At 43.7% G+C, this 22,207-nt stretch carries 20 protein-coding genes and 1 pseudogene; 10 read left to right on the forward strand and 11 right to left on the reverse strand.

What is annotated here, in order from left to right:
• The first annotated feature begins 132 nt into the window (after positions 1–132).
• The 3 genes from N5852_RS13420 (at position 133) to N5852_RS13430 (ending at position 4,907) form a co-directional block, all read left to right on the forward strand.
• Positions 133–1,635 carry an efflux transporter outer membrane subunit gene (locus N5852_RS13420; protein WP_262098265.1) on the forward strand — a complete coding sequence of 501 codons (1,503 nt, stop codon included), beginning with the start codon at positions 133–135 and terminating at the stop codon, positions 1,633–1,635.
• 66 nt (positions 1,636–1,701) lie between these two features.
• On the forward strand, positions 1,702–2,910 hold the full coding sequence (locus N5852_RS13425) for an efflux RND transporter periplasmic adaptor subunit (protein WP_262098266.1): 1,209 nt from the start codon (positions 1,702–1,704) through the stop codon (positions 2,908–2,910).
• Positions 2,911–2,915: 5 nt separating this feature from the next.
• On the forward strand, positions 2,916–4,907 hold the full coding sequence (locus N5852_RS13430) for a MacB family efflux pump subunit (protein WP_262098267.1): 1,992 nt from the start codon (positions 2,916–2,918) through the stop codon (positions 4,905–4,907).
• 89 nt (positions 4,908–4,996) lie between these two features.
• On the opposite strand, the gene N5852_RS13435 is transcribed toward N5852_RS13430, so the two are convergent.
• Both N5852_RS13435 and N5852_RS13440 read right to left on the reverse strand, forming a co-directional pair.
• On the reverse strand, positions 4,997–5,206 hold the full coding sequence (locus N5852_RS13435; RefSeq protein WP_262098268.1) for a hypothetical protein: 210 nt from the start codon (positions 5,204–5,206) through the stop codon (positions 4,997–4,999).
• A gap of 103 nt (positions 5,207–5,309) precedes the next feature.
• Complete coding sequence (locus N5852_RS13440) at positions 5,310–5,843, reverse strand: AprI/Inh family metalloprotease inhibitor (protein ID WP_262098269.1); 534 nt, start codon at positions 5,841–5,843, stop codon at positions 5,310–5,312.
• A gap of 343 nt (positions 5,844–6,186) precedes the next feature.
• Here N5852_RS13440 and dapF point away from each other — a divergent pair, with 343 nt between their 5' ends.
• The 5 genes and pseudogenes from dapF to N5852_RS13465 all read left to right on the forward strand — a co-directional run bounded on the left by dapF (position 6,187) and on the right by N5852_RS13465 (position 11,007).
• On the forward strand, positions 6,187–7,062 hold the full coding sequence (gene dapF, locus N5852_RS13445; protein ID WP_262099779.1) for a diaminopimelate epimerase: 876 nt from the start codon (positions 6,187–6,189) through the stop codon (positions 7,060–7,062).
• Entirely contained in the window at positions 7,062–8,336 is a 1,275-nt protein-coding gene (gene mtaB / locus N5852_RS13450; RefSeq protein WP_262098270.1) for a tRNA (N(6)-L-threonylcarbamoyladenosine(37)-C(2))-methylthiotransferase MtaB, read from the forward strand. The genes dapF and mtaB overlap by 1 nt, the downstream gene beginning before the upstream one ends.
• Positions 8,337–8,778: 442 nt before the next feature.
• Positions 8,779–9,834: pseudogene (ftsY, locus tag N5852_RS13455) on the forward strand (signal recognition particle-docking protein FtsY); the annotation flags it as partial.
• Positions 9,835–9,916: 82 nt separating this feature from the next.
• Positions 9,917–10,582: a septation protein A gene (locus N5852_RS13460; protein WP_262098272.1), complete on the forward strand. Its 666-nt coding sequence runs from the start codon at positions 9,917–9,919 to the stop codon at positions 10,580–10,582.
• Positions 10,583–10,632: 50 nt separating this feature from the next.
• The gene (locus N5852_RS13465; protein ID WP_262098273.1) at positions 10,633–11,007 is read left to right on the forward strand and encodes a DUF4259 domain-containing protein; all 375 of its coding nucleotides are present in this window, start codon (positions 10,633–10,635) and stop codon (positions 11,005–11,007) included.
• Positions 11,008–11,079: 72 nt separating this feature from the next.
• Here N5852_RS13465 and dmpG read toward each other — a convergent pair whose 3' ends face one another.
• The 8 genes from dmpG to N5852_RS13505 all read right to left on the reverse strand — a co-directional run bounded on the left by dmpG (position 11,080) and on the right by N5852_RS13505 (position 18,365).
• Positions 11,080–12,102, reverse strand: coding sequence for a 4-hydroxy-2-oxovalerate aldolase (gene dmpG, locus N5852_RS13470; RefSeq protein WP_262098274.1), 1,023 nt, complete (start codon positions 12,100–12,102; stop codon positions 11,080–11,082).
• A complete protein-coding gene (locus N5852_RS13475; RefSeq protein ID WP_262098275.1) occupies positions 12,102–13,052 on the reverse strand; it encodes an acetaldehyde dehydrogenase (acetylating) in 951 nt (316 codons plus the stop codon). The genes dmpG and N5852_RS13475 overlap by 1 nt, the downstream gene beginning before the upstream one ends.
• Positions 13,053–13,188: 136 nt before the next feature.
• On the reverse strand, positions 13,189–14,205 hold the full coding sequence (locus tag N5852_RS13480; RefSeq protein ID WP_262098276.1) for an amidohydrolase family protein: 1,017 nt from the start codon (positions 14,203–14,205) through the stop codon (positions 13,189–13,191).
• Positions 14,205–14,747, reverse strand: coding sequence for a 3-hydroxyanthranilate 3,4-dioxygenase (locus N5852_RS13485; RefSeq protein WP_262098277.1), 543 nt, complete (start codon positions 14,745–14,747; stop codon positions 14,205–14,207). The genes N5852_RS13480 and N5852_RS13485 overlap by 1 nt, the downstream gene beginning before the upstream one ends.
• Positions 14,748–14,829: 82 nt before the next feature.
• Positions 14,830–15,249 carry a RidA family protein gene (locus N5852_RS13490; protein WP_262098278.1) on the reverse strand — a complete coding sequence of 140 codons (420 nt, stop codon included), beginning with the start codon at positions 15,247–15,249 and terminating at the stop codon, positions 14,830–14,832.
• A gap of 40 nt (positions 15,250–15,289) precedes the next feature.
• On the reverse strand, positions 15,290–16,072 hold the full coding sequence (locus tag N5852_RS13495; protein WP_262098279.1) for a 2-keto-4-pentenoate hydratase: 783 nt from the start codon (positions 16,070–16,072) through the stop codon (positions 15,290–15,292).
• Complete coding sequence (locus N5852_RS13500) at positions 16,069–16,872, reverse strand: 2-keto-4-pentenoate hydratase (protein WP_262098280.1); 804 nt, start codon at positions 16,870–16,872, stop codon at positions 16,069–16,071. The genes N5852_RS13495 and N5852_RS13500 overlap by 4 nt, the downstream gene beginning before the upstream one ends.
• An 8-nt stretch (positions 16,873–16,880) precedes the next feature.
• The gene (locus tag N5852_RS13505) at positions 16,881–18,365 is read right to left on the reverse strand and encodes a 2-hydroxymuconic semialdehyde dehydrogenase (protein WP_262098281.1); all 1,485 of its coding nucleotides are present in this window, start codon (positions 18,363–18,365) and stop codon (positions 16,881–16,883) included.
• Positions 18,366–18,598: 233 nt separating this feature from the next.
• On the opposite strand from N5852_RS13505, the gene N5852_RS13510 reads away from it, so the two are divergent.
• Positions 18,599–19,528, forward strand: a complete 930-nt coding sequence (locus tag N5852_RS13510; RefSeq protein WP_262098282.1) for a LysR substrate-binding domain-containing protein — start codon at positions 18,599–18,601, stop codon at positions 19,526–19,528.
• A gap of 67 nt (positions 19,529–19,595) precedes the next feature.
• Here the strand turns inward: N5852_RS13510 and N5852_RS13515 are convergent, their stop codons facing one another.
• Positions 19,596–20,528 (reverse strand): LysR family transcriptional regulator, encoded by a 933-nt coding sequence (locus tag N5852_RS13515; protein WP_262098283.1) that lies wholly within the window; start codon positions 20,526–20,528, stop codon positions 19,596–19,598.
• A 337-nt stretch (positions 20,529–20,865) separates the two neighbouring features.
• Here N5852_RS13515 and N5852_RS13520 point away from each other — a divergent pair, with 337 nt between their 5' ends.
• The gene (locus N5852_RS13520) at positions 20,866–22,047 is read left to right on the forward strand and encodes an ABC transporter substrate-binding protein (RefSeq protein ID WP_262098284.1); all 1,182 of its coding nucleotides are present in this window, start codon (positions 20,866–20,868) and stop codon (positions 22,045–22,047) included.
• Positions 22,048–22,207: the final 160 nt, after the last annotated feature.

Here is a 22,207-nt window from a genome sequence, read left to right on the forward strand (position 1 = left end):
ATCGCTAAAAATTATGATGTTTAACCGCCATTCATATCAAACATGCTATTTTATAGTCAAAATTTAAAGTAATCGCCGAAAAGCGCAAGAAAAATAGTCCAGCAGGGCCAACAGGTAGGAAACCTTTATAATATGTCTGCCACAAAGCACATAACCAAAAGACTAGCCAATAAAACATTCAACCATTCATTGGCTAAAAGCCTGTCGGCTGTGTTATCACTTTTTTTATTGGCAGGCTGTGTTGTTGGTCCAGATTATCAAAAGCCAAATCTTTCACTGCCAGCGAGCTGGTCTAAATCTAACAATTTAACGCCGCTGCAACCAGCGCAATTAGCCAATTGGTGGTATAAATTAAATGACCCCTTACTTGACCAATTAATTGATGTTGCTATTCGCGGTAATAATGATGTTGCAACCGCCAAGGCTAAAATTCGTGAAGCACGCGCTAGCCTTGCCTCATCAAATAGCACATTATTTCCAAGTCTTAATGGATCAAGCTCTTATAATCGCAGCCGCACCGGCACGCAAAGCGACCAGGGCGCTTATCGCGGTGGCCTCGATAGTAGTTGGGAAATTGATCTTTTTGGTGCTAATCGGCGCGGTGTTGAAGCATCGCGTTACGGGCTTGATGCTGCTAACGAAGATTTACGTGCAACATTGGTGACAATGATTGGAGATGTTGCAAGCTATTATGTTGAGGTACGCAGCCTACAAGCAAAACTTGCATTAACGCGCGAAAGCGTCGCTTCGCAGCAAAGCACGGCAAAGCTTACCCGCGATAAGTTTGCCGCTGGCGCCGTATCGCAGCTTGACGTATCAAATGCCGAGGGACAAACTGCTAGCACTGAAGCAAATATTCCTCAACTCGAAAGCCAATTAGCAAGCGCCACTCACCGTTTAGCGGTTTTAACGGGGCAACAACCAGCTGCACTTAATGCAATAATGGCAAAACGCAAGGCCATTCCAACCCCCAAATGGCCAATTGCAAGTGGAATACCCGCCGATATTTTGCTAAACCGTCCAGATGTGCGAGTAAGCGAACGCCAATATGCCGCAGCAACAGCACGCATTGGTCAAAAGGAAGCTGCGCGCTATCCATCGCTTTCACTTACCGGCAATATTTCAACTTCCGCTTCACAAATTGGCGACCTTGGACGCAATTCATCGATTGCATGGGCGGTTGGCCCAAGCTTTAGCGTGCCAATTTTTAATGGTGGGCAACGCGCTGCCGATGTAATGGCGGCAGAAGCTCAGCGCGATCAATATTTTATTGCTTATCGTGCAAAAATCTTAACCGCCCTTGAGGAGGTTGAAAACGCCCTTGTTGCACTATCCAAAGATAGAATAAGAGCAGCCAAATTAGGTCAAGCCGAGCGTTCTTATCGCCAAGCACTTGATCTTTCGCGCAATCTTTATACATCGGGTAATACCAGCTTTTTAGACCTTTTAACTGCTGAACGCTCTCATTATTCAGCGCAACAATCTTATATTGATGCGCAAGCATCCATTACCACCGATTATATTGCCCTAATGAAAGCTTTAGGTGGCGGTTGGAATGGAACATTAGATACAAGTCGCAAAGAGGTTACCGACAGCAATACTGGGCCTCATATCCAACCACGAGCTAATCAATAACAAATGCCAATAAGAAGCAAATATATTTGCCAATACAATTAAATTTTTTGATAGGAATAAAGACTTATGTATAAACCAAAAAAGAAATTATTACTGGTTATCATCGCCGCCATTGCGCTGATTATTGTCTATTTTCTTTATCAAATGTTATTTTCGAGCCAAACAAGCGAACCCAACTTTATGACTGCCCCGATAAAACGCGGTGATATTGAGGTAACCGCTCTTGCGACCGGTATCGTTAAACCATATCGCTTGGTGGCAGTAGGTGCGCGCGCAACGGGCCGTATTATTTCACTCAAAGTTCAGCCCGGCAGTGAGGTAAAGGAAGGCGATTTATTAGCCGAAATTGACTCAACCACCCAAGCAAATGATCTTAAAAACAAAGAAGCTGCGCTGAGCAACAATTACGCCAAGCTAGCAGAGCTGCAAGCTCAGTTAGTACTTGCACAAAAAAACCTTGCTCGTCAAAAAAATATGATTGCGAGCAATGCGGTGTCAAAAGCCGATTTTGATAGTGCTGAGGCCGAGGTAAATGTGCGCCAAGCCCAAATTGACGCATTAAATGCGCAAATTATCCAATCGCAAGTGGATGTTGAGACGGCAAAAGTAGATCTTGGCTATACACGCGTTACAGCACCTTTTGATGGAACGGTGCTCGCAACGGTTGTTCAAGAAGGCCAAAATGTTAATGCTGTTCAATCGGCTCCAACCATTGCAATTATTGGTGATCTTACCAAAATGACCATCCGCGCTGAAATTTCAGAAGCAGATGTGATAAATGTAAAGACTGGCCAACCCCTATATTTCAATGTGATCGGTAATCCAGAACGGCGCTATGATGGTGTTTTGGAAGCGATTGAACCAGCACCTGAATCTATTCGTAATGACATAAGCTTTAACTCAAGTGCTAGCACGTCTAGCTCATCTTCGTCGTCAGCTATTTATTATAATGGTATTTTCAATATTGATAATGCCGATGGTGCGTTGCGTACCTATATGACGGCTGAAGTCAAAATCGTCCTTGGCAAATCTGAAAATGCTCTTTTAATTTCAACCGATGGCTTAGGGGCGAAAAAACGTGATGGAAGCTATAATGTGCGAGTTCTTAATGAAAATGGCAAAGTCGAAACACGAGATGTCAAAATAGGCCTTAATAATAAGGTGAACGCTGAAGTGCTCTCCGGCCTTAATGAAGGGGATAAAGTTATTACGGGCGGTGGCATGCCAAGTGGCCAACAAGGATCTGGCCGTGGTCGTGGCATGGGGCCGTGGTGAGTGTAATGGTAAGTCAAAAAAAACCACTTATCGTCCTTAAGGATGTGCGCCGCAATTATCCAGCTGGCGAAGGTGAAGTAAGCGTTCTCAAGGGCATTGATCTTACCATTTATGAAGGCGAAATGGTAGCAATTGTTGGGGCATCCGGCTCTGGCAAATCAACGCTTATGAATATTTTGGGCTGTCTTGACCGCCCATCATCAGGCAGTTACAAAATCAGGAATAGTGAAACCCTAGAGCTTGATGCCGATCAGCTTTCAGAATTGCGCCGTGATCATTTTGGCTTTATCTTTCAACGCTATCATCTTTTGGGTGAATTAACCGCCCTTGGCAATGTTGAAATTCCAGCAATTTATGCCAACATCAATCCAAGCGAGCGAAAAAAACGCGCAGAAGGACTTTTGCAACGCCTTGGTATGGGCGAGCGTGTCAACCACCGGCCGAGCCAATTATCAGGCGGCCAGCAGCAGCGTGTATCGATCGCCCGCGCCTTAATGAATGATGGCGAAGTAATCCTTGCCGATGAACCAACCGGCGCGCTTGACAAACAATCTGGCGAAGAAGTTTTGCGCATCCTTGAAGAGTTACATGCTGAGGGGCGCACAATTATCATCGTTACCCATGATATGAATGTTGCCCGCCGTGCTGAACGTATTATTGAAATAAGTGATGGTGAAATTTTAACGGACACACCCAATATTACTGACGCCAATCCTACTCAACATGGTGTTTCTGGTAAGGCTGATTTAATCGAAAAAGAAGATGTCGTTTATAAACGCAGCGGCTTTTTGCGCGGCTTTACCGATCGGTTCCTTGAAGCCTTTCGCATGGCAACCTTGTCAATGAACGCGCACCGCATGCGCACATTTTTGACTATGCTTGGCGTTATTATTGGTATTGCCGCCGTGGTATCAATGGTCGCGCTTGGTAATGGTACTAAGCAACAAATCTTAGAAAATATTAATCGCCTCGGCACCAATACGCTAACCATTTTTGCGGGCCGCAGCATGGCAGATTTACGTTCAGGCAAGATTACCACCCTTGTTGATGCTGATGCACAAGCACTTAAAGAACAACCCTATGCAGCCGCAGTCACGCCAAGCGTTTCAACAACAACAACGGCGCGTCGCGGGGGAATTGAAGCAAATGCATCACTGACAGGCGTTGGTGAACAATATTTTTCAGCTGAAGGCGCAACGCTTGTTGCTGGCCATTTATTTGACGAACAAAGTGTTAAGGATCGCACTCTTGATCTTGTTGTCGATCAAACCGCCGTCTCAACACTCTTTCCTGATGATCCTGATAAGGCGGTTGGTTCAGTTATTTTTATTGGTAAAGTCCCAGCGCGCATTATTGGTGTAATTGAATTGCAAAGTTTTGGCCCTGCTAGTGATACCTTATCGCTCTATTTGCCTTATACTAGCGTTCAAACACGCTTTTTAGGCACCACTACTGTGCGCTCAATTACTTTACGTGTTGATGATGCCTATGATTCCCGGGTTGTTGAAACAGCGGTTAAAAACTTTTTGACCATGCGCCACGGGTCTGAAGATTTTTTCATTCGCAATAGTGATGAGTTCCGCGAGCAAATTATGCAAAGTTCGCAAGTCCTAACCCTGCTGATTGCATCTATCGCTCTTATATCACTGATCGTTGGTGGTATTGGCGTTATGAATATCATGCTGGTAACTGTCTCTGAACGTATTAACGAAATCGGTGTACGAATGGCAGTTGGCGCACGGCGCAGTGATATTTTGCAGCAATTTTTAATTGAAGCAATTCTCGTCTGTTTAATCGGCGGTACGTTGGGTATTGCTTTTGGTCTGTCGGTTGGCTTCTTGTTTGATGTGCTTGGCGCACCTTTCAAACTTATATACACCAGCGGCTCGATCATTGCGGCATTTTTATCGTCCACCCTTATTGGTATTGTCTTTGGCTTTTTACCCGCCCGCAACGCATCAAAACTTGATCCCGTTGCCGCCCTTGCCAGAGATTAAAACTTAACAAATAACAAGGCGATTTGCATAATAGCAAATCGCCTATGGTTAAAACTAGTGCATGAGTAATATGTAAAATACATGATAGGTTAAAACTCATGTAAAATAGCTTTTAAGCCAATATAGGGACTAGTTAAAACTTGTGGGTGATTAATTTGTTTTGCGGCCTTCATCATTGAAGATTGCACAAGTACAATATTTTGATAATCAGCTTTTAATGCATCATTGGCAGCTAAAGCTGCTTCATCATAAAGCGCCACATTGCTTTTAGCGGTGTGAAAACAGCAAATTTTTACCATTCTGCCCTCCTCCTCAAATGGTCGCAATATAAAAGACATAAAAAAACTGGCGTAAAATACGCCAGTTTTCATTAATCCTAATATAAGCTTTGACGCGTTAAGCTTAGCGTGAAAGGCTGATGGGCGAACCTGACGAAGTTTGGCCACTAAAATGGGTACCATCTTGTGATGTAAGCGTTGCAACGCTTGCACCAGATGCATCAAAGAACTCGAGTTTTGAACCACTAATATTCCATGAGCTAACGCTTGAAATGGCTGAAGGGCAATTTAAAGGTGCAGAACGGTAGCCTTGGCCAAATTTGGTCATTGGCGTTACAACCTTACACGTCATACCACCAACATTGGCATTCCAGACACCAGCAATACTAGCAGCGGCAAGATTAATGCCGGTTGCTTCACTACCAAGGCTAGCAACTTGGGTTTGGCCATCCATACCAGGGGCAGTTGGATATTCGCCCGATGGGGCTGGCAATTCAGATTGCGAAATAGATGCTGAAGGGCCAGTGCCTGTTGCTGGTGGGAATGGACGCACATCAGCATTTTGATAATTACCACTGCCCATACGGTCTGCCATGCAGCCTGTTGTTACCAGTGCCGCCAATGCCAATGCAACCAAGGATATTTTATTCAACGCCATGACATGCTCCATCATCCGAATCGGTCAATTTTGTTAACCATAAAAGATTTTTTTGCTAATATTCGGTTTTCACTTGTAAATGCAATGAAATTAAGCCTTTTTTTTACCAATGCGGCTTAATAGCAACACATTATAGTGCTTTTTAATAATTCTACTCAAGTTCAACTGGTATTTTTATCGCCTTTACGCCATATAAGGCACATCAATCGGATTTCATGTAAAAAATTGAAATAAATCTGCCGGAATTGTTAAAATGCCAGAACCTTTAAGCCAGTCTGAGATGACCAATATGCAAGAACCTCGCACAATGACAGAGCTCACCCAAATGCCAGAGCTTACTAAAATGCCCGAGCTTACCAAAATGAACGGTCTTGGTAATAAGATTCTTGTTGCTGACATGCGCGGCCAAAACAAGCATATCATTCCTGCTGCTGCGATAGAGCTTGCCAGCCATGATCAAACATCCTTTGATCAAATTATGGCAATTTATAATAGCCGGCTTACAAATACAGATTATTATATTGAAATATGGAATAGCGATGGTTCAAAGGCTAAAGCTTGCGGCAATGGCACACGCTGCGTTGTCGAGTGGCTTTACAATAAAAATGGGCAAAGCCATTTTATCCTTGAAACCGATGGTGGCATTGTAGAGGCAAACCGGCTCGATAATGGGCTTGTTTCGGTTAATATGGGTAAAGCTCGTTTAAACTGGCAAGATATTCCAACCCAACATGCGGTTGATGATACCAATCATGTCGCAATTGGTACTGGCCCTTTGCAGGATGCATCACTCGTTTCTATGGGCAATCCCCATGCGATCTATATTGTTGATAAGGATGTTTGGGATTATCCTTTGGGGGAATTAGGACCCATTATTGAGCATGATGCGTTTTTTCCAGAACGGGTTAATATTTCAATTGTTGAGATTACCTCGCCAACATCATTTAATATGCGCACATTTGAGCGCGGTGCAGGTCTAACCCTTGCTTGTGGTACTGGGGCTTGTGCAGCAAGCGTTGCGGCTAATCGCCGTGGACTTATCGGTAAGCGTGCAGTAGCCACCCTACCTGGTGGTGATTTAGAATTATTTTGGCAAGATGATGGCAATGTCATCATGACTGGGCCAACCCAATATGAGTTTTCCGGACATTTTGATCCAATTTCGGGTCACTTTATCAAGGATGAAACAAATTTGAAGATTGAAAGAGTTAATGCCTGATGGCGACTGAGATTGTTACCTTTGGTTGTAGGCTCAATGCTTATGAGTCTGAAGTCATGCGCAAAGAAAGCGCAGCGGCTGGCCTTGATACGCTTGAAGGCGGCGCAATCATTTTTAATACATGCGCTGTAACCAGTGAAGCAGTGCGCCAAGCCCGCCAAGCTATTCGCAAAGCGCGGCGTGAAAATCCAGACGCACGTATTATCGTCACCGGCTGCGCTGCCCAGACCCTTGCGCCCGAATTTGCGGCAATGGGCGAAGTTGATTTGGTTTTAGGTAATGAAGAAAAACTTCATTCTCATTCTTATCGCCAACTCCCTGAATTTGGTGTTAATCTTTTTGAAAAAGTTCGCGTTAACGACATTATGGAGGTTAAAGAAAATGCCCCCCATATGGTTGACCTTATTGAAGGGCGGGCGCGGGCTTTTGTGCAAGTGCAAAATGGCTGCGATCATCGTTGCACGTTTTGCATCATTCCCTATGGTCGCGGGCCATCGCGCTCAGTACCAATGGGGGCAGTGGTGGAGCAGATTAAGCGGCTTAATGGCAATGGCTATCAAGAGGTTGTATTAACGGGAGTTGACCTTACCAGCTATGGCCCAGATCTTCCGGGAAAAGCTGGACTTGGCAAGTTGGTTGCCGCGATTTTGCGCGGTGTACCTGACCTTGAGCGTTTACGGCTTTCATCGATTGACTCGATTGAGGCGGATGACGAATTATTAGAGCTTTTAGCCTATGAAAAACGCTTAATGCCGCATTTGCATCTATCGCTACAAGCGGGCGATAATATGATCTTAAAGCGCATGAAACGCCGTCATGCCCGTGAAGATTCAGTGCGTTTTTGCAATGATTTGCGCGATAAACGGCCTGAATTTATTTTTGGTGCCGATATTATTGCCGGTTTTCCCACCGAAACGGAAGCGATGTTTGAAAATACTCGCCAGCTTATAGCCGATTGCGGTTTAACCCACACCCATATTTTCCCGTTTTCGCCGCGTGAAGGAACACCTGCCGCCCGTATGCCGCAATTAGAACGAGGCATAGTGAAAGAACGCGCTGCAATTTTACGCAGTGAAGGTGACAGAGCCTATGAAAAGCATTTGCAACAGGCAATTGGTCGCCGCCAACGAGTTTTGGTTGAACGTGATGGCATTGGTCGCAGTGAAGATTATACCTTGACCGAAATTGCTGGTGCGGTAGCTGGCACTATTATAGATTGCGATGTTTCCCATGTAGAGGGTGATAAGCTAATTGGCAATAGAATTGCAGCTTAACAATCCAACTATTTTTTGGATTGTTAAGCCAATATTTTGATATATAGATGAGAAAAGGCCACGACAGTGGCTTGATGTATGTTTAAGGATTTAAAACAATATGGCTGGTTTTTTCAAAAAGGTTTTTTCTTTTGCTGATAAGACAGATGAAGAAAATGCAGGTCAAGCACCGGCATTAACTCCTTTTGAAGCCCACCAATTGGCATTAAAACAGGCACAAGAGGAAAAAGAAGCTCAAAAAGCTGCAAGTGAACACGTCTCTCACCATGCCAATGAAGATACCCCAAAAGCGGAAGCCGAAAGCCAAAGCGATTCATCAAGTTCTAAATCTGATACAACACTTGATAAAACCGCAGATAATAAGCTTGACGAAACATTTGCAACAATTGCTCAAGATAACATTGTACCCGCAACAATTGATACAAGCCTGCTGGTTGATGAACCAGAGGCAGCAGATATTGTAAACGCATTTCCGCCACAGGAATTGCCAAAAAAAACGGGGCGCATCAGTGTTGGCGCCGATATTGAAGAAGTTATTGAACCAGAAGTTGTGGTGGTAGAAGAACCCGTTGCGGTAAAACGCTCATGGTTTGAGCGTTTGCGCAATGGCTTGTCACGCTCATCACGCCAGCTTGGCGATTCAATTGGTGCTATTTTTACCAAACGCAAACTTGATGAAGATACATTACAAGACCTTGAAGATGTTTTGATTGCTTCAGATCTTGGGCTTGAAACGGCAATGCGGGTTACCGACTCCCTTGCTTCTGGCCGCTATGGTAAAGATATTTCTACTGATGAAGTACGCGTGATTATGCGCGATGAAATTGAAAAAGTTTTGGCGCCTGTTGCTAAGCCTTTAGAGCTTGATCTTTCGCATAAGCCGCATGTTATTTTGGTGGTTGGCGTCAATGGCACAGGTAAAACTACCACTATTGGTAAATTAGCAGCAAAATTATCGCGCGGTGGTTTAAAAGTAATGTTGGCAGCAGGCGATACGTTTCGCGCTGCAGCAATTGAACAATTACATATTTGGGGCAAACGCACCAATTCACCGGTAGTTGCAACCAAGCTTGGCGCTGATGCAGCTAGCCTTGCTTTTGAAGCCTATGAAAAGGCAAGGGAAGCAGGCAGTGACGTATTAATCATTGATACAGCAGGGCGTTTACAAAATAAAACCGAATTAATGGACGAACTTGCCAAAATTGTACGCGTTTTAGGCAAGCATGATGCTGATGCACCGCACACGGTTTTGCAAACCCTTGACGCTACCACTGGACAAAACGCCCTTAACCAAGTCGAAATTTTCCGCAATGTTGCAGGTGTTAATGGTTTGGTAATGACAAAGCTTGATGGAACAGCGCGCGGTGGTATTTTGGTTGCTATTGCAGCAAAGCACAAATTACCCGTTTACTTTATTGGCGTTGGCGAAGATATAGATGATCTTGAACCTTTTAAAGCCAATGAATTTGCCCAAGCGATTGCCGGAAAGCATGATTAAGTAAGCATGATTTAAGTAAACATAAATCTCACTTGATTGAACCAAATTTAAATAAAATCCATGACCTTAGAAAGCATGATGAATGACAAAATCAATTTTTGAACCAAATCCAGATGATGCGGCGGCGGTAAAAAAGGCGCAAATGTCGCCAATGGGTAAGTTAATATTGGAAATGGGGCCCTTGGTTTTGTTCTTTTTTGCCAATTATAAAGGGCAATGGCTTATCGACAATATCAGTTTTTTTTCAAGCTTTGATAAGCCAATTTTTCCAGCAACAGCTATTTTTATGGTGGCGATTATAGTTGCCCTTATCCTATCATGGATTTTAACCCGTACTATTCCGGTTATGCCCTTGGTATCTGGTATATTCGTCGTGGTTTTTGGTGCCTTAACTCTTTGGTTGCATAATGACATTTTCATTAAAATGAAGCCAACAATCATTAATACATTATTTGGAATTATTTTATTTGGTGGCCTTTTATTTGGTCGCTCTCTGCTCGGCTATGTCTTTGATTCAGCTTTTCGACTAGATGCTGAAGGATGGCGGAAACTTACTTTTCGCTGGGCATGCTTCTTCATTTTCTTAGCGGTTTTGAATGAAGTTATCTGGCGCAATTTCAGCGATAATTTTTGGGCCAATTTCAAGGTTTGGGGAACGATGCCCATCACCATCATCTTCCTTATCTTACAAGCGCCACTTTTAGCGCGCCATTCACTTGATCTTAAAGAAAACGAAGAAAAGTCTTAAGATTATCATATCAAAACGCATCGATAATTAACGAAATTTTGGAGAAAAAAATGGGTGCTTGGAGTGTAGAGCCTTGGGGAAATGACGAGGCGGCTGATTGGTTTGCCAATTTTTGGGACGATAAGGATTTTTCGCCCATTATTACGCTGATTGAAAATTTTGATCCAGCTAATGAAGATTATTGCGGGTTTCGCGCCGCTTGCTATTTGCTTGAAACTTTGGGCCGTCCCTATGTTTGGCCAAGCAATAGGCTAGATGATTTGCGACCACTTTTAACCAAAGCAATCGAAATTTTAGAAAATATGGTCAGCCCGCCCGATGAAAGCTGGTTTTTCCTTGAGGAATGGGACAATGATCCAGAAATGATTGAAGCCCTTGAACAGCAAATTAAAGCTTTGTCCAAGAACCTCAACCAACTTAGCTAAAACGCAAAGCTATCAGATTATTAAAAAGGTGTGAAATTGCATCACGCCTTTTTAATCTTAACATAAAATTTTTTAAGCCTTTTGCGATAGATCCAACGCTACATCGACAATCATATCCTCTTGGCCACCGACCATTTTTCGCTTACCAAGTTCAATTAAAATATCACGAGTATCAACATTATAGCGTTTTGATGCATTTTCCGCATGACGCAAGAAGCTGGAATAAACACCAGCATACCCAAGTGACAGGCTTTCCCGATCAACCCGCACGGGACGATCTTGCAATGGACGAACAAGATCATCAGCCGCATCCATGAGCTTAAATAAATCGACACCTGTTTCAATATTCATGCGGTTTAATACGGCAATAAGTGCTTCAATGGGTGCATTGCCCGCCCCTGCTCCCATGCCGGCCAAAGAAGCATCAACGCGCACAGCGCCTGCCTTAATACCTGCAACCGCATTAGCTATGCCAAGGGTTAAATTGTGATGGGTATGGACTGCCACTTCCGTTTGCGGCTGTAGGGCTGATCTTAAGGCGTGGACGCGCTTTGCATAATCTTCAGGTAAAAGCGCCCCTGCAGAGTCAGTCACATAAACACATTCCGCCCCATAACTTTCCATTAATTGAGCTTGCTCTGCAAGTTTTTCTGGCTCCGCCATATGGGACATCATTAAAAACCCAACTGTATCCATGCCAAGGTCACGCGCTGCCTCAAGATGTTGGCGCGAGACATCCGCCTCGGTGCAATGGGTTGCCACCCGCACTGAACGCGCACCTGCATTATAAGCAGCTTTTAAATCATGAACCGTGCCAATACCGGGGATCAGCAAGACAGTGACAACAGAATAATCACAAACATCACTAACCGCTTTAATCCAGTCAATATCACTATGGGCGCCAAAGCCATAATTGAAGGTTGAACCGCAAAGGCCATCACCATGAGTGATTTCAATCGCATCAACATGGGCATCATTAAGAGCTTTGGCTATTTCTTGAACCTGCGCAATGCTATATTGATGGCGAATAGAGTGCATACCATCGCGCAGGGTTACATCTTGAATGTAGATTTTATCCTTATTTTTGCGTGCCATTAGCGTGCTCCCTGTGCCATTTGTGATAATTTCTTACCGGCCCAATGATCGGCAGTCATCAGCGCTGCGGATGTCATAATGTCAAGATTACCTGCATAAGCAGGTAAATAATGGGCAGCGCCTTCAACCTCTAACAAAACAGTGGTTTTTAGCCCTGTCGATGGCCCAATGCCGGGAATATTTAACGGGGCATTATCACCAATATATTCAAACTGCACTTTTTGTTTTAAACGATAGCCTGGTACATAGGACTGTACAATCTTCACCATATCATTGATGGATTGTTCTATTTTTTCGGCACTGCCCCCTTGCGACAAAACAAAAACGGTATCTCGCATAATGACCGGCGGCTCTGCAGGATTTAAAATAATAATTGCTTTGCCAATTTCGGCTCCACCTAATTTTTGAATAGCATTTGAAGTGGTTTCAGTAAATTCATCAATATTAGCTCTTGTACCGGGACCAGCTGATTTTGATGAGATAGAAGCAACGATTTCGCCATAGATCACACGGTCAACTGCCCGCTTAATTGCATAGACCATAGGAATCGTTGCCTGCCCGCCGCAGGTCACCATATTCACATTAGCTTCATCAATATTTTGATCACCATTAATTGCCGGTATTGTATAAGGGCCAATGGCTGCAGGCGTGAGATCAATAACTTTTTTACCATCTTTTTGTAAAAGTTCATTATTATGGATATGCGCCTTGGCTGAGGTTGCATCAAAAACAACTGCAATATCCTTATATTCATCCATAAGCCGCAGCCCATCAATACCATCAGATGAAACGGCAACGCCCATGCGTTTTGCCCGTGCAAGACCATCAGACGCTGGATCAATGCCGATAAGTGCGCCCATCTCAATATTTTGCCCCATGCGCATAATTTTTATCATCAAATCAGTACCAATATTGCCAGATCCAATGATAGCTGCTTTTAATTTAGCCATTTTTCCTCCTAATGAAACCATAGCATTTTTTGCGAAAGCTTGAGCGGATGAACGCGGAAAAATGCATAAAATATAAGCAAGGGGCGTCTTAGCCAAGCAATTGCTAACTGCCCCATGCCAAGTTTAAGCCTTATGATTAGCTGGCTGCTTTTAGTTGACCATCGTCCTTAATATTGAAGAAATGTGCGGCATTTTTTCCAAGAATTTTGGCCTTTTGCGGCGCGCTTAGCGCAGATTCGCGTACCAAGGCTCCCATTTTTTGTTCACCCAATGGAAATGGATAATCGGTACCAAACATGATATGATCCTCTCCCATTGCCTTAACCAATAGTTCAAGCGCATCTTGGCTAAAGACAGCGGAATCGACATAAAAACGGTCGATATAGCTTGATGGTAAATTGGGACAATCCTCGCGCACAATATCGCGATGACGCCATGCATTATCAATACGGCCAATCAGATAAGGAAAGCTACCGCCGCCATGGGCGAAGCAAATCTTTAAGGATTTTGGCAAACGTTCAAATGCGCCAGAAAGAATAAGCGATAGAATAGATAATTGTGTTTCTGCTGGCATAGCGACAAGCCAAGGCAGCATATAACGCGGCATCCGTTCTGCCGCCATCATATCCCAAGGGTGAACCAATACTGCTGCACCAATATCGGCACAGTGATGTAAAAAGGTTTGTATCCCCTTATCGTCAAGGTTTTTAAGCCCGACATGGTTGCCAATTTGAACGCCAAGATGACCATTTTCCATGGCACGACTAATTTCTTTGCATGCCATATCAATATTTTGTAACGGCACCTGTGCCAATGTTTTTATACGGCCACTTGATTTTGCAGCCATATCCAATGCAGCATCATTAAAAATTTCTGCACAAGCAAGGGCGTGTTCGTCTGGACGAGCGTATGCGAAAAGAACTGGCGTTGCACACATCACCTGCATGTCTATGCCATCGCGATCCATTTCTTCCAAGCGTTTGCTAACATCCCAACAGGCCGAATAAACAGGGCGAAACGCGCTATCGCCAACCATAACCATTGCTTGACCATCGCCGAGATGTTTCATCCAAGGCCAATTAGGTGTTCCAAATTTTTCTGCAAGGTTAGGCCAATTTTCAGGAAAAAAGTGGCTGTGAATATCAATAATCATTAGAGTTTTACCCAATCTGCTGGTGGTATTTTCCCTGGATGTTTGGCACCACAATGGGGGCAAATCCGGGCACTTTCATCATTGTAAAAAGTCTCATAAATAGGTGGGAGATCCTCAACAATGCTCTCAAGATCAATTTCAGCACGGTGCACAAGCCCTTGGCATTCAAAACAATACCATTCTATGGCATCTAACGCGCCTTCAGGCCGCTCTGGTTCAATGACAAGGCCAATAGATCCCTCTTGCGGCCGCTGTGGAGAATGGCGCACATGGGGAGGCAAAAGAAAAATTTCCCCCTCACGAATTGGAATGTCATAATGCTCGCCATTATCGACGACTTTTAACAGCATATCGCCTTTAATTTGATAGAAAAATTCCTCAACTGGATCATCATGATAATCGGCACGCTGATTAGGTCCGCCAACAATCGTCACCATAAGGCCAGCATCCTTCCAAATTTGCTGGTTGCCAACGGGCGGCTTTAATAAATGTTGATGCTCATCAATCCATTTTTGAAAATTTAGCGATTGTAATCTTCCCATTTTTCTCTCCTCCTTTTTACAAACTGTCTCTTTTCATTCCTACCCGACAGTTCAAAATTGAAACTCAATTCATCCTCCACTCCTATTGGGGATGAAATGCGATTGCTTTAATCTCAATAAGCAATTCCTTATGCGGTAATTCCTTTACCGCAACGGTTGTTCTTGCCGGCCCTGAATAATCAAAAAACTCCGCATAAACCTCATTATAGGCTTTAAAATCATCCATATTAGTCAAGAACGCACTTACCTCGACAACATCGCTTAAACTCGCACCGACCGATTTCAATATCTTGTCAATATTTTGAATAACAGCGCGTGTTTGCTGGGTGATATCAAGCTCTAAACCACCATCCGCTTTTTTCGTCACACCTTCAAAACTATTATCAGGCCGTCTTGAACTGGTGCCCGACACAAATAAGAAATCGCCAGCCCGTCGCACATGGGGGAACCGCCCCATTGGCTTAGCATTTCCTTCAACAACCACTGCTTTTGAATTATCCATTTTTTCCTCCAAAATTGTCCTTTAAAGACAGCGATCGCTATTAATCCAGCATGGTAAAACCAGCAGATCCAAGCCCTTGCACCTCTACCGATACATAAAGACCAGGATACATATTGGCGGCAGCGGTGGATGCACCTGCAAGCACTAAATCACCAGCTTTTAATGGTTCATCAGCCTCATGCGTCAAGCGCACAGCTTCGGTTAGCGCCCGCAAAGGATTACCTAAAATAGCAGCACTTGACCCCATTTCGACAGGTCGCCCATTAAAGCGCATAATCATACCAAGATTTTCAACATTACGCGGTAATTGCGGATGACCAAACATTACACCCGATGATGATGAATTATCGGCAATCACATCAGCAAGGCGAAATTGAAAATTTTCATAACGGCTATCAATAATTTCAATCGCTGGCATGATAGCTTCAATGGCGTTAACAATATCTGGCCCCGTTGCACCTTTTGGTAAATCACGCTTTAGTAAAAAAGCGATTTCAGGTTCGGCACGCGGATGAATAAATTTTTGTCGCGAAACAAAACCACCCTCATTGATAAGCATCTCATCAGTTAAACGCCCCCAGATAACTTCATCAACATTAACCTGACGCATCTTGGCAATACTGGTAAGCCCCATCTTAACCCCAATGCGTTTTTCACCGCGCTTGTAGCGCTCTTGCATTGAAAGCTTTTGTATTGCAAGTGCTTCTGCCTTATTGAGGCTAGCAACTTCATCGGTTAATTGTGCAATGGCCTTAACATTTTTTTGCGCATCATCAAGGCGTTTTGCAAAAAGCTCAAGCTTTTCTTGACCCAAATTAATCATTGTGCAAACCCCACATTTACGCCGCCAAGACCTTCAATTTTGACTTCAAAATAATCACCATCCTTCACACCCACCATAGGGCCTAAAGCACCTGATAAAATGACTTCTCCCGCTTGAAGCGGCTGGCCATTGGCGGCCATGCGTTTTGCCAACCACAAAGTGCTATTAATTGGTGAGCCAAGACAAGCTGCACCAATGCCGGTAGAAACTGGTTCACCACGAAGGCTCATTTGCATTCCGCAATTGATGAGGTCACAATCTTGCAAACGCATCGGGCGTTGGCCAAGAACGAATAAGCCACTTGAGGCATTATCGGCAATTGTATCGGTAATACGGATATCCCAATTTTCAATGCGACTTGCAACAATCTCAATAGCTGGCACGACAAAATCAATGGCGCTTAAAATATCAGCAATGGTGAGACGCGGATTATCAAGAGCCGTTTTTAGCACAAAAGCAATTTCGGCCTCGACCTTGGGTTGCATGATCTTGCTAAGATTGACGCTATCACCATGTGCAACATCCATTTCATCGAGTAAAATACCATAATCTGGGCAATCGACCCCTAATTGCTTTTGTACCACCAGCGAGGTAAGCCCGATTTTACGGCCAACAATACGCGCACCGGCTTTAACCGCACGGTCGATATTGATTTTTTGAACCGCATAGGCCGCCTGTTGATTTTGCCCTGAAATAAGGTCACGCACTGGCTTAATTGGCTTTCCAGTTTGTGCAGCTTCATGCAACAGATTGGCAGCCTCGTTAATTTTTTGTTGCTGTAATTCGTCAAATTGAAACATGATCCACCTTAAAGCTTGATGCAAATATTGACAGGCTCACTATAAAAGCTAAGAGAATGCTGACCGCCCTCACGCCCAATGCCCGATAATTTGACCCCGCCAAAGGGCGTCCGTAAATCACGTAAAAACCATGTATTAACCCAGACAATACCAGCATCCATTTGTGGAGAAATGCGATGGGCACGGCGTAAATCATTGGTCCAGATCGCAGCGGCTAGGCCATATTTTGTGTCATTGGCAAGCTCTACTGCTTGTTCTTCACTATCAAAGGGCATGATATTGCAAACCGGCCCAAAAACCTCTTCCTGCATTGTGCGTGAATGTTGGTCTAATCCTGTCCAAATCGTCGGTAATACATAAGAGCCATTATCACGCTCGTCACCAAAATGGGGAATGTCATTACCCGTGATAATTGTTGCACCTTCTTCAACCGCTAGTTTGAAATAGCTGACAACCTTATCACGATGTTCTTGTGAAATGAGCGGGCCAGTGGTGACATCTGCATCTTCAAGCCGACCCAGCACTATCTGTTCGGCCTTTTCTTTCAAAGCAGCAACGAAACGATCAAAAATTGGTCGTTCAACATAAACGCGCTCGGTACAAAGGCAAACTTGTCCGCAATTAGCAAAGACCGAGCGCATAGTACCATTTACTGCTTCATCAAAATTACAATCGGCAAAAATTAATGAAGCATTTTTACCACCAAGCTCAAAAGAAACCGGGCGCACATGCGCCGCTGCAGCGCGCATGATGGCGCTACCCGTTGCTGATGCACCAGTAAAAGTTATGGCATTAATATCTTCATGACCGGTCAAAAAAGCACCAGCAGAATCTGGTCCAAAACCATGAACAAGATTGAAAACACCAGCTGGAACTCCAGCTTCTGCCATAACTTCAGCCAGCAAGGTTGCAGTCCAAGGTGTTTCTTCTGATGGTTTTGCTACAACGCAATTACCGCATGCAAGAGCTGGTGCTACTTTCCAAGTAAAAAGCAAAAGCGGCAAATTCCAAGGAGAAACAATTGCAACAACCCCTAATGGGCGGTTTACCGTATAGTTTAATGCACCCTTACCATCAGCTGTCGGGGTTTGAAAGCAATCACCACCTTGGACACTCACCAAATCTGCAAAAGCGCGAAAATTGGCAGCAGCGCGTGGAATATCAATGGTTTTTGCATGGCTGAGGTCTTTACCGGTATCTGCAATTTCAGCGGCAACAAATTCTTCAAAACGGTTTTCAATACCACAAGCAACCTTGCGCAATATGTCCGCGCGCTGCTGCGCACTCATTTTCCCCCAAGGGCCCTGCAAGGCGCGGCGCGCAGCACCAACAGCATCATCAATAAGAGCCTTATCAGCTTCCGCAACCTTGGCTGCAAGCTGCCCATTAGCAGGATTGATATCATCAAACCATTTGCCGCAGTCACGCCATTGACCATTAATATAATTTCGCAATTGCGGTACTGATTGCCCCGCATTCAAAGAAATATTCATTTTTTAAAAAGCCTCCCAGCTTGCCATTTTGCTCATCCGCTTCCTCGGCAGATCATAGCCAATAAAGCCCTTTTTCTCGTTAGACTTGTTCGTTTATTTCAAAGAATAGGACATTTATTTTCATGAGCATCTTGTCTGTAAAGCTATGGTGACCTTTTTTTCTTTACAAAAAAAGGGAATTATGATGCTATCTGATATAACTTTTTTTCATATCAAGATTAAATTGGTTCCAAATGGCTATACATGCAGATCGCTTAACCATAAGGCAATTGAAGCTCATTCTTGCTATTTATCGCGAGGGCAATTTGGTGCGTGCCGCCCAAAGTGTTCACATGACGCAATCGGCGGTTACCAAAGCCCTGCGTGAAGCAGAAGCCCTTTGCGGCGTTTCCTTGTTTAACCGCACCAATCGCGGTGTCACACCGACACTTTATGGCGAGGCTATCGTCCATCATGGACGACGTATCCTTTCTGAGCTTGAAGCTGCAAGTGCCGAGTTAGACGATTTAAAGCACGGCAATGGCGGGCGAATTGCTATTGGTACTCTATTGGCAGCAGCAGCGGATATTTTGCCAACGACAATCGCGCTTTTGCGGCAAAGAAGACCCAATATTCGCGTAAAAGTTCTAGAGGGCACCAATAACCAGCTTATGCCAGCATTAAGGGCGGGAGAACTGGATATGGTTATTGGCCGACTACCAGAATTTCGCTCACGTCATGGCATGCGCCAAGAATATTTAATGGATGATAGCGCACGCATCATTGTGCGAAAAGGCCACCCACTGACCCAATATGGCGCCTTGCAACTTGCCAACTTATTGAAATGGCCATGGATCTTGCCGGGAATTGAAACTACTTTACGCCGCCAAATTGATGATATTTTTAGAGATGAAGGCTATGAACCACCGACAAATGTCGTCGAATCAGTTTCTTTGTTAACCAACCGCTATTTATTAACCAGCGGTGATTATATCGGTATATGGCCAGATCAAGTTGCCAAGCTAGAAAAGCAAAACGGCCTTATCGACATTTTGCCGCTTGACCTTGCCCACCTTAACCGGCCAATAGGTATCACCACCTTGATAGATGGCCGTGAAACCCCAGCCTCACAAATGTTTTTAAAAATTTTACGTGAAGAAGTTATAAAATATCAAAACACCTAAGATGCCTGTAATTTACCGATAAGCGGCAACATATTTACAAACTAAGATTGATAAAAAACAATAATCATTATTCCCAACCGACAATATCGGGATAGGATTGCCCTTGTTCTAACTCCCGAACAATGCGGCTTAAAACATTTTGAAAGGCTTGCAAAGCTGGACTTGGTGTCTTTCTTATATTACGGATAAGAGAAATATCGCGCGTTATAATCGGATTAACGAGTGGTTTAACCTTAACCAGATTGTCATCAATTACTGCTCGCGCATAGCCTGGTAAAACCGCACTGCCGATATTAGCAGTGACAAAGGCCAGCACTGTCCCTATTTGCTTAAACTCAAAATGCGGCGTGAAGGGAATGTGATTAGTGGCAAACCCAACTTCTATTTTTTGACGGATTGTGCTTTCACGAACCAGCGTTATTATTTTTTCGTGCCCAAGCATATCCCAGCTTACAATATCATGGATTGCCAGCGGATTATCAATGTGATGAAAAACCATTAACTTATCACTGGTTAAGGCAATTTTGCTGCAATCATTATCAATGGCGGGAAATGTGCCAACTGCGCAATCGATTTGATTTTCGCGCAGCTTTTCAATAATCACCTCGGTGCTTTCCTCATGTAGGATTAATTCAATATCAGGATAGATTGCTTCAAAAGCACTAAAGACTTTTGGCATAATTATGGCTGCAAGCATGGGTACAGCGGCTATACGTAAGCGGCCACGCCTTTTGGCTGCTAAATCCGATAATCTTGCTACAGCAAGGTCGATATCATCATGAATTTTTCGTGCAGAAATAAAAAATTCGCGGCCAGCCTCGGTTAATTCAACTCGCCTTGTGGTGCGGTCAAAGAGTTTTAATCCCAAACTTTCTTCAAGCTCGCGAATAGCTTGGGAAAGTGCCGACTGGGCCATGGATAGCGCTTGTGCTGCACGAGAAAAATTACCATTGCCAGCAACGGCGATGAAACACTCAATCTGGCGTAATGTCAGCTTCATAAGCGCACCCGTTTTTTTCAACTTGCTATTTATAATAAATACCGAATAATTTATATTATTTTTATGTATTGTCTATATAATATATTTTGCGCCATGATGGAAAAATGGGGAAGGCTTTAGTTTGGCAAAAGCTGATAAGACACATAAATTATAAAACATAAAAAAATCTATCAGTTTGATGCATTAAAAGAGCAATAAGAGATCGGGTTGCCAAATTCTTATCAATAAACGAGAGCCAACCAAAATATTACATGAAGGGATAAAGATTTAAGCAAACTGCCACAAAAAAATTATTAATTGCAGTTTGGTTTAATTTTAAAACGGGATGGAGGACCCTATGAAATTAATATCCTTAAAACGTATTTTCTTAACAGCATCCTTTATTGCAGGCATTGCAACATCACCATTGGCCGCGCAAGAGCCAGTAAAAATCGGTATGATAACCACTTTAAGTGGACCAGCTGGCTATCTCGGGCAAGATCTTCGCGATGGATTTCAACTTGCCATCGACATGGAGGGCGGCAAGCTTGGCGGTATTCCTGTCCAGTTGATTGTCGAAGATGACAGCCAAAAACCTACCAATGGCAGACAAATTGCCGAGCGGATGATGCATGAAGAAAATGTCCATATTTTTACGGGCATTGTCTTTTCCAATATAGCCGGTGCCACCGTGCCGGACATTGTTGATAATGGCAATTTTTTCATTAGTGCCAATGCCGCACCTTCCAATTTTGCTGGCAAAGAATGTCATGAAAATTATTTCGTTGTAAATTGGCAAAATGACTCCCTTCACGAAGGTGGCGGTGAGCTTGCCAACCAGCTTGGCTATAAGCGTGTATTTTTGCTTGCCTCTAACTACCAATCTGGCAAAGACGGTATTGCAGGCTTCAAGCGCTTTTTTAAGGGTGAAATTGTTGGTGAAACCTATACACGTTTAGACCAAACTGATTTTTCTGCTGAAATTGCGCAAATTCGGAATACTAAACCTGATGTCGTCTATCAAATTCATTCCGGTGGGCTTGGCATTACATTTTTACGCCAATATCAGCAGGCTGGCCTACTTGATACAATCCCGATGCTCGTTAGTGAACCATCACTTGATACAGTTACCCTTAAAGCGGTTGGTGATGCTGCTATAGGGCTTAAAATGGCACTTCATTGGAATAGTGACTTTGATAATCCAGCCAATAAAGCCTTTGTCGAGGCTTGGAATAAGAAATATAAAAGACCATCAACCTTTTATGCCGATCAAGGCTATGAAACCGCCCTTGTTATAGCTGCCGCCTTAAAAGACACTAAAGGCAATATTAAAGATGAAGATGCCTTTCGCGAAGCTTTGCGCAATGTCAAAATCAACTCTACCCGCGGTGAATTTCATTTTGACAAAAATCAGCATCCCATACAAAATTGGTATGCCGCAGAAGTTGTCAAGGGGGTAGATGGCCAACCACAAATAAAAACAGGTGCCATTATTTTTTCTAACAAAGGCGATTCCTACGCATCGCAATGTAAATTGTAAAGCGTGAAATATAAGGCGCAAAGCATTAAGTGCAAAGTGTAAAGCCTTATAAAAATGGCGATAGCTTGCACCAATAGCGGCTCAATCAGATTATAATAAGCCGCTATTTTAAAAATAAATCACAAAAACAAGACCATCATTAAAAACCAAGACTATCGGG

The sequence above is a fragment of the Bartonella sp. HY328 genome (genome assembly GCF_025449335.1).
Lineage (GTDB): Bacteria > Pseudomonadota > Alphaproteobacteria > Rhizobiales > Rhizobiaceae > HY038.

Bases quoted from the DNA above. Each gene is read 5' to 3' on its own strand.
- N5852_RS13420 (WP_262098265.1), top strand. From the start codon at position 133: ATGTCTGCCACAAAGCACATAACCAAAAGACTAGCCAATAAAACATTC.
- N5852_RS13425 (WP_262098266.1), top strand. From the start codon at position 1,702: ATGTATAAACCAAAAAAGAAATTATTACTGGTTATCATCGCCGCCATT.
- N5852_RS13430 (WP_262098267.1), top strand. From the start codon at position 2,916: ATGGTAAGTCAAAAAAAACCACTTATCGTCCTTAAGGATGTGCGCCGC.
- N5852_RS13435 (WP_262098268.1), bottom strand. From the start codon at position 5,206: ATGGTAAAAATTTGCTGTTTTCACACCGCTAAAAGCAATGTGGCGCTT.
- N5852_RS13440 (WP_262098269.1), bottom strand. From the start codon at position 5,843: ATGGCGTTGAATAAAATATCCTTGGTTGCATTGGCATTGGCGGCACTG.
- dapF (WP_262099779.1), top strand. From the start codon at position 6,187: ATGCCCGAGCTTACCAAAATGAACGGTCTTGGTAATAAGATTCTTGTT.
- mtaB (WP_262098270.1), top strand. From the start codon at position 7,062: ATGGCGACTGAGATTGTTACCTTTGGTTGTAGGCTCAATGCTTATGAG.
- N5852_RS13460 (WP_262098272.1), top strand. From the start codon at position 9,917: ATGACAAAATCAATTTTTGAACCAAATCCAGATGATGCGGCGGCGGTA.
- N5852_RS13465 (WP_262098273.1), top strand. From the start codon at position 10,633: ATGGGTGCTTGGAGTGTAGAGCCTTGGGGAAATGACGAGGCGGCTGAT.
- dmpG (WP_262098274.1), bottom strand. From the start codon at position 12,102: ATGGCACGCAAAAATAAGGATAAAATCTACATTCAAGATGTAACCCTG.
- N5852_RS13475 (WP_262098275.1), bottom strand. From the start codon at position 13,052: ATGGCTAAATTAAAAGCAGCTATCATTGGATCTGGCAATATTGGTACT.
- N5852_RS13480 (WP_262098276.1), bottom strand. From the start codon at position 14,205: ATGATTATTGATATTCACAGCCACTTTTTTCCTGAAAATTGGCCTAAC.
- N5852_RS13485 (WP_262098277.1), bottom strand. From the start codon at position 14,747: ATGGGAAGATTACAATCGCTAAATTTTCAAAAATGGATTGATGAGCAT.
- N5852_RS13490 (WP_262098278.1), bottom strand. From the start codon at position 15,249: ATGGATAATTCAAAAGCAGTGGTTGTTGAAGGAAATGCTAAGCCAATG.
- N5852_RS13495 (WP_262098279.1), bottom strand. From the start codon at position 16,072: ATGATTAATTTGGGTCAAGAAAAGCTTGAGCTTTTTGCAAAACGCCTT.
- N5852_RS13500 (WP_262098280.1), bottom strand. From the start codon at position 16,872: ATGTTTCAATTTGACGAATTACAGCAACAAAAAATTAACGAGGCTGCC.
- N5852_RS13505 (WP_262098281.1), bottom strand. From the start codon at position 18,365: ATGAATATTTCTTTGAATGCGGGGCAATCAGTACCGCAATTGCGAAAT.
- N5852_RS13510 (WP_262098282.1), top strand. From the start codon at position 18,599: ATGGCTATACATGCAGATCGCTTAACCATAAGGCAATTGAAGCTCATT.
- N5852_RS13515 (WP_262098283.1), bottom strand. From the start codon at position 20,528: ATGAAGCTGACATTACGCCAGATTGAGTGTTTCATCGCCGTTGCTGGC.
- N5852_RS13520 (WP_262098284.1), top strand. From the start codon at position 20,866: ATGAAATTAATATCCTTAAAACGTATTTTCTTAACAGCATCCTTTATT.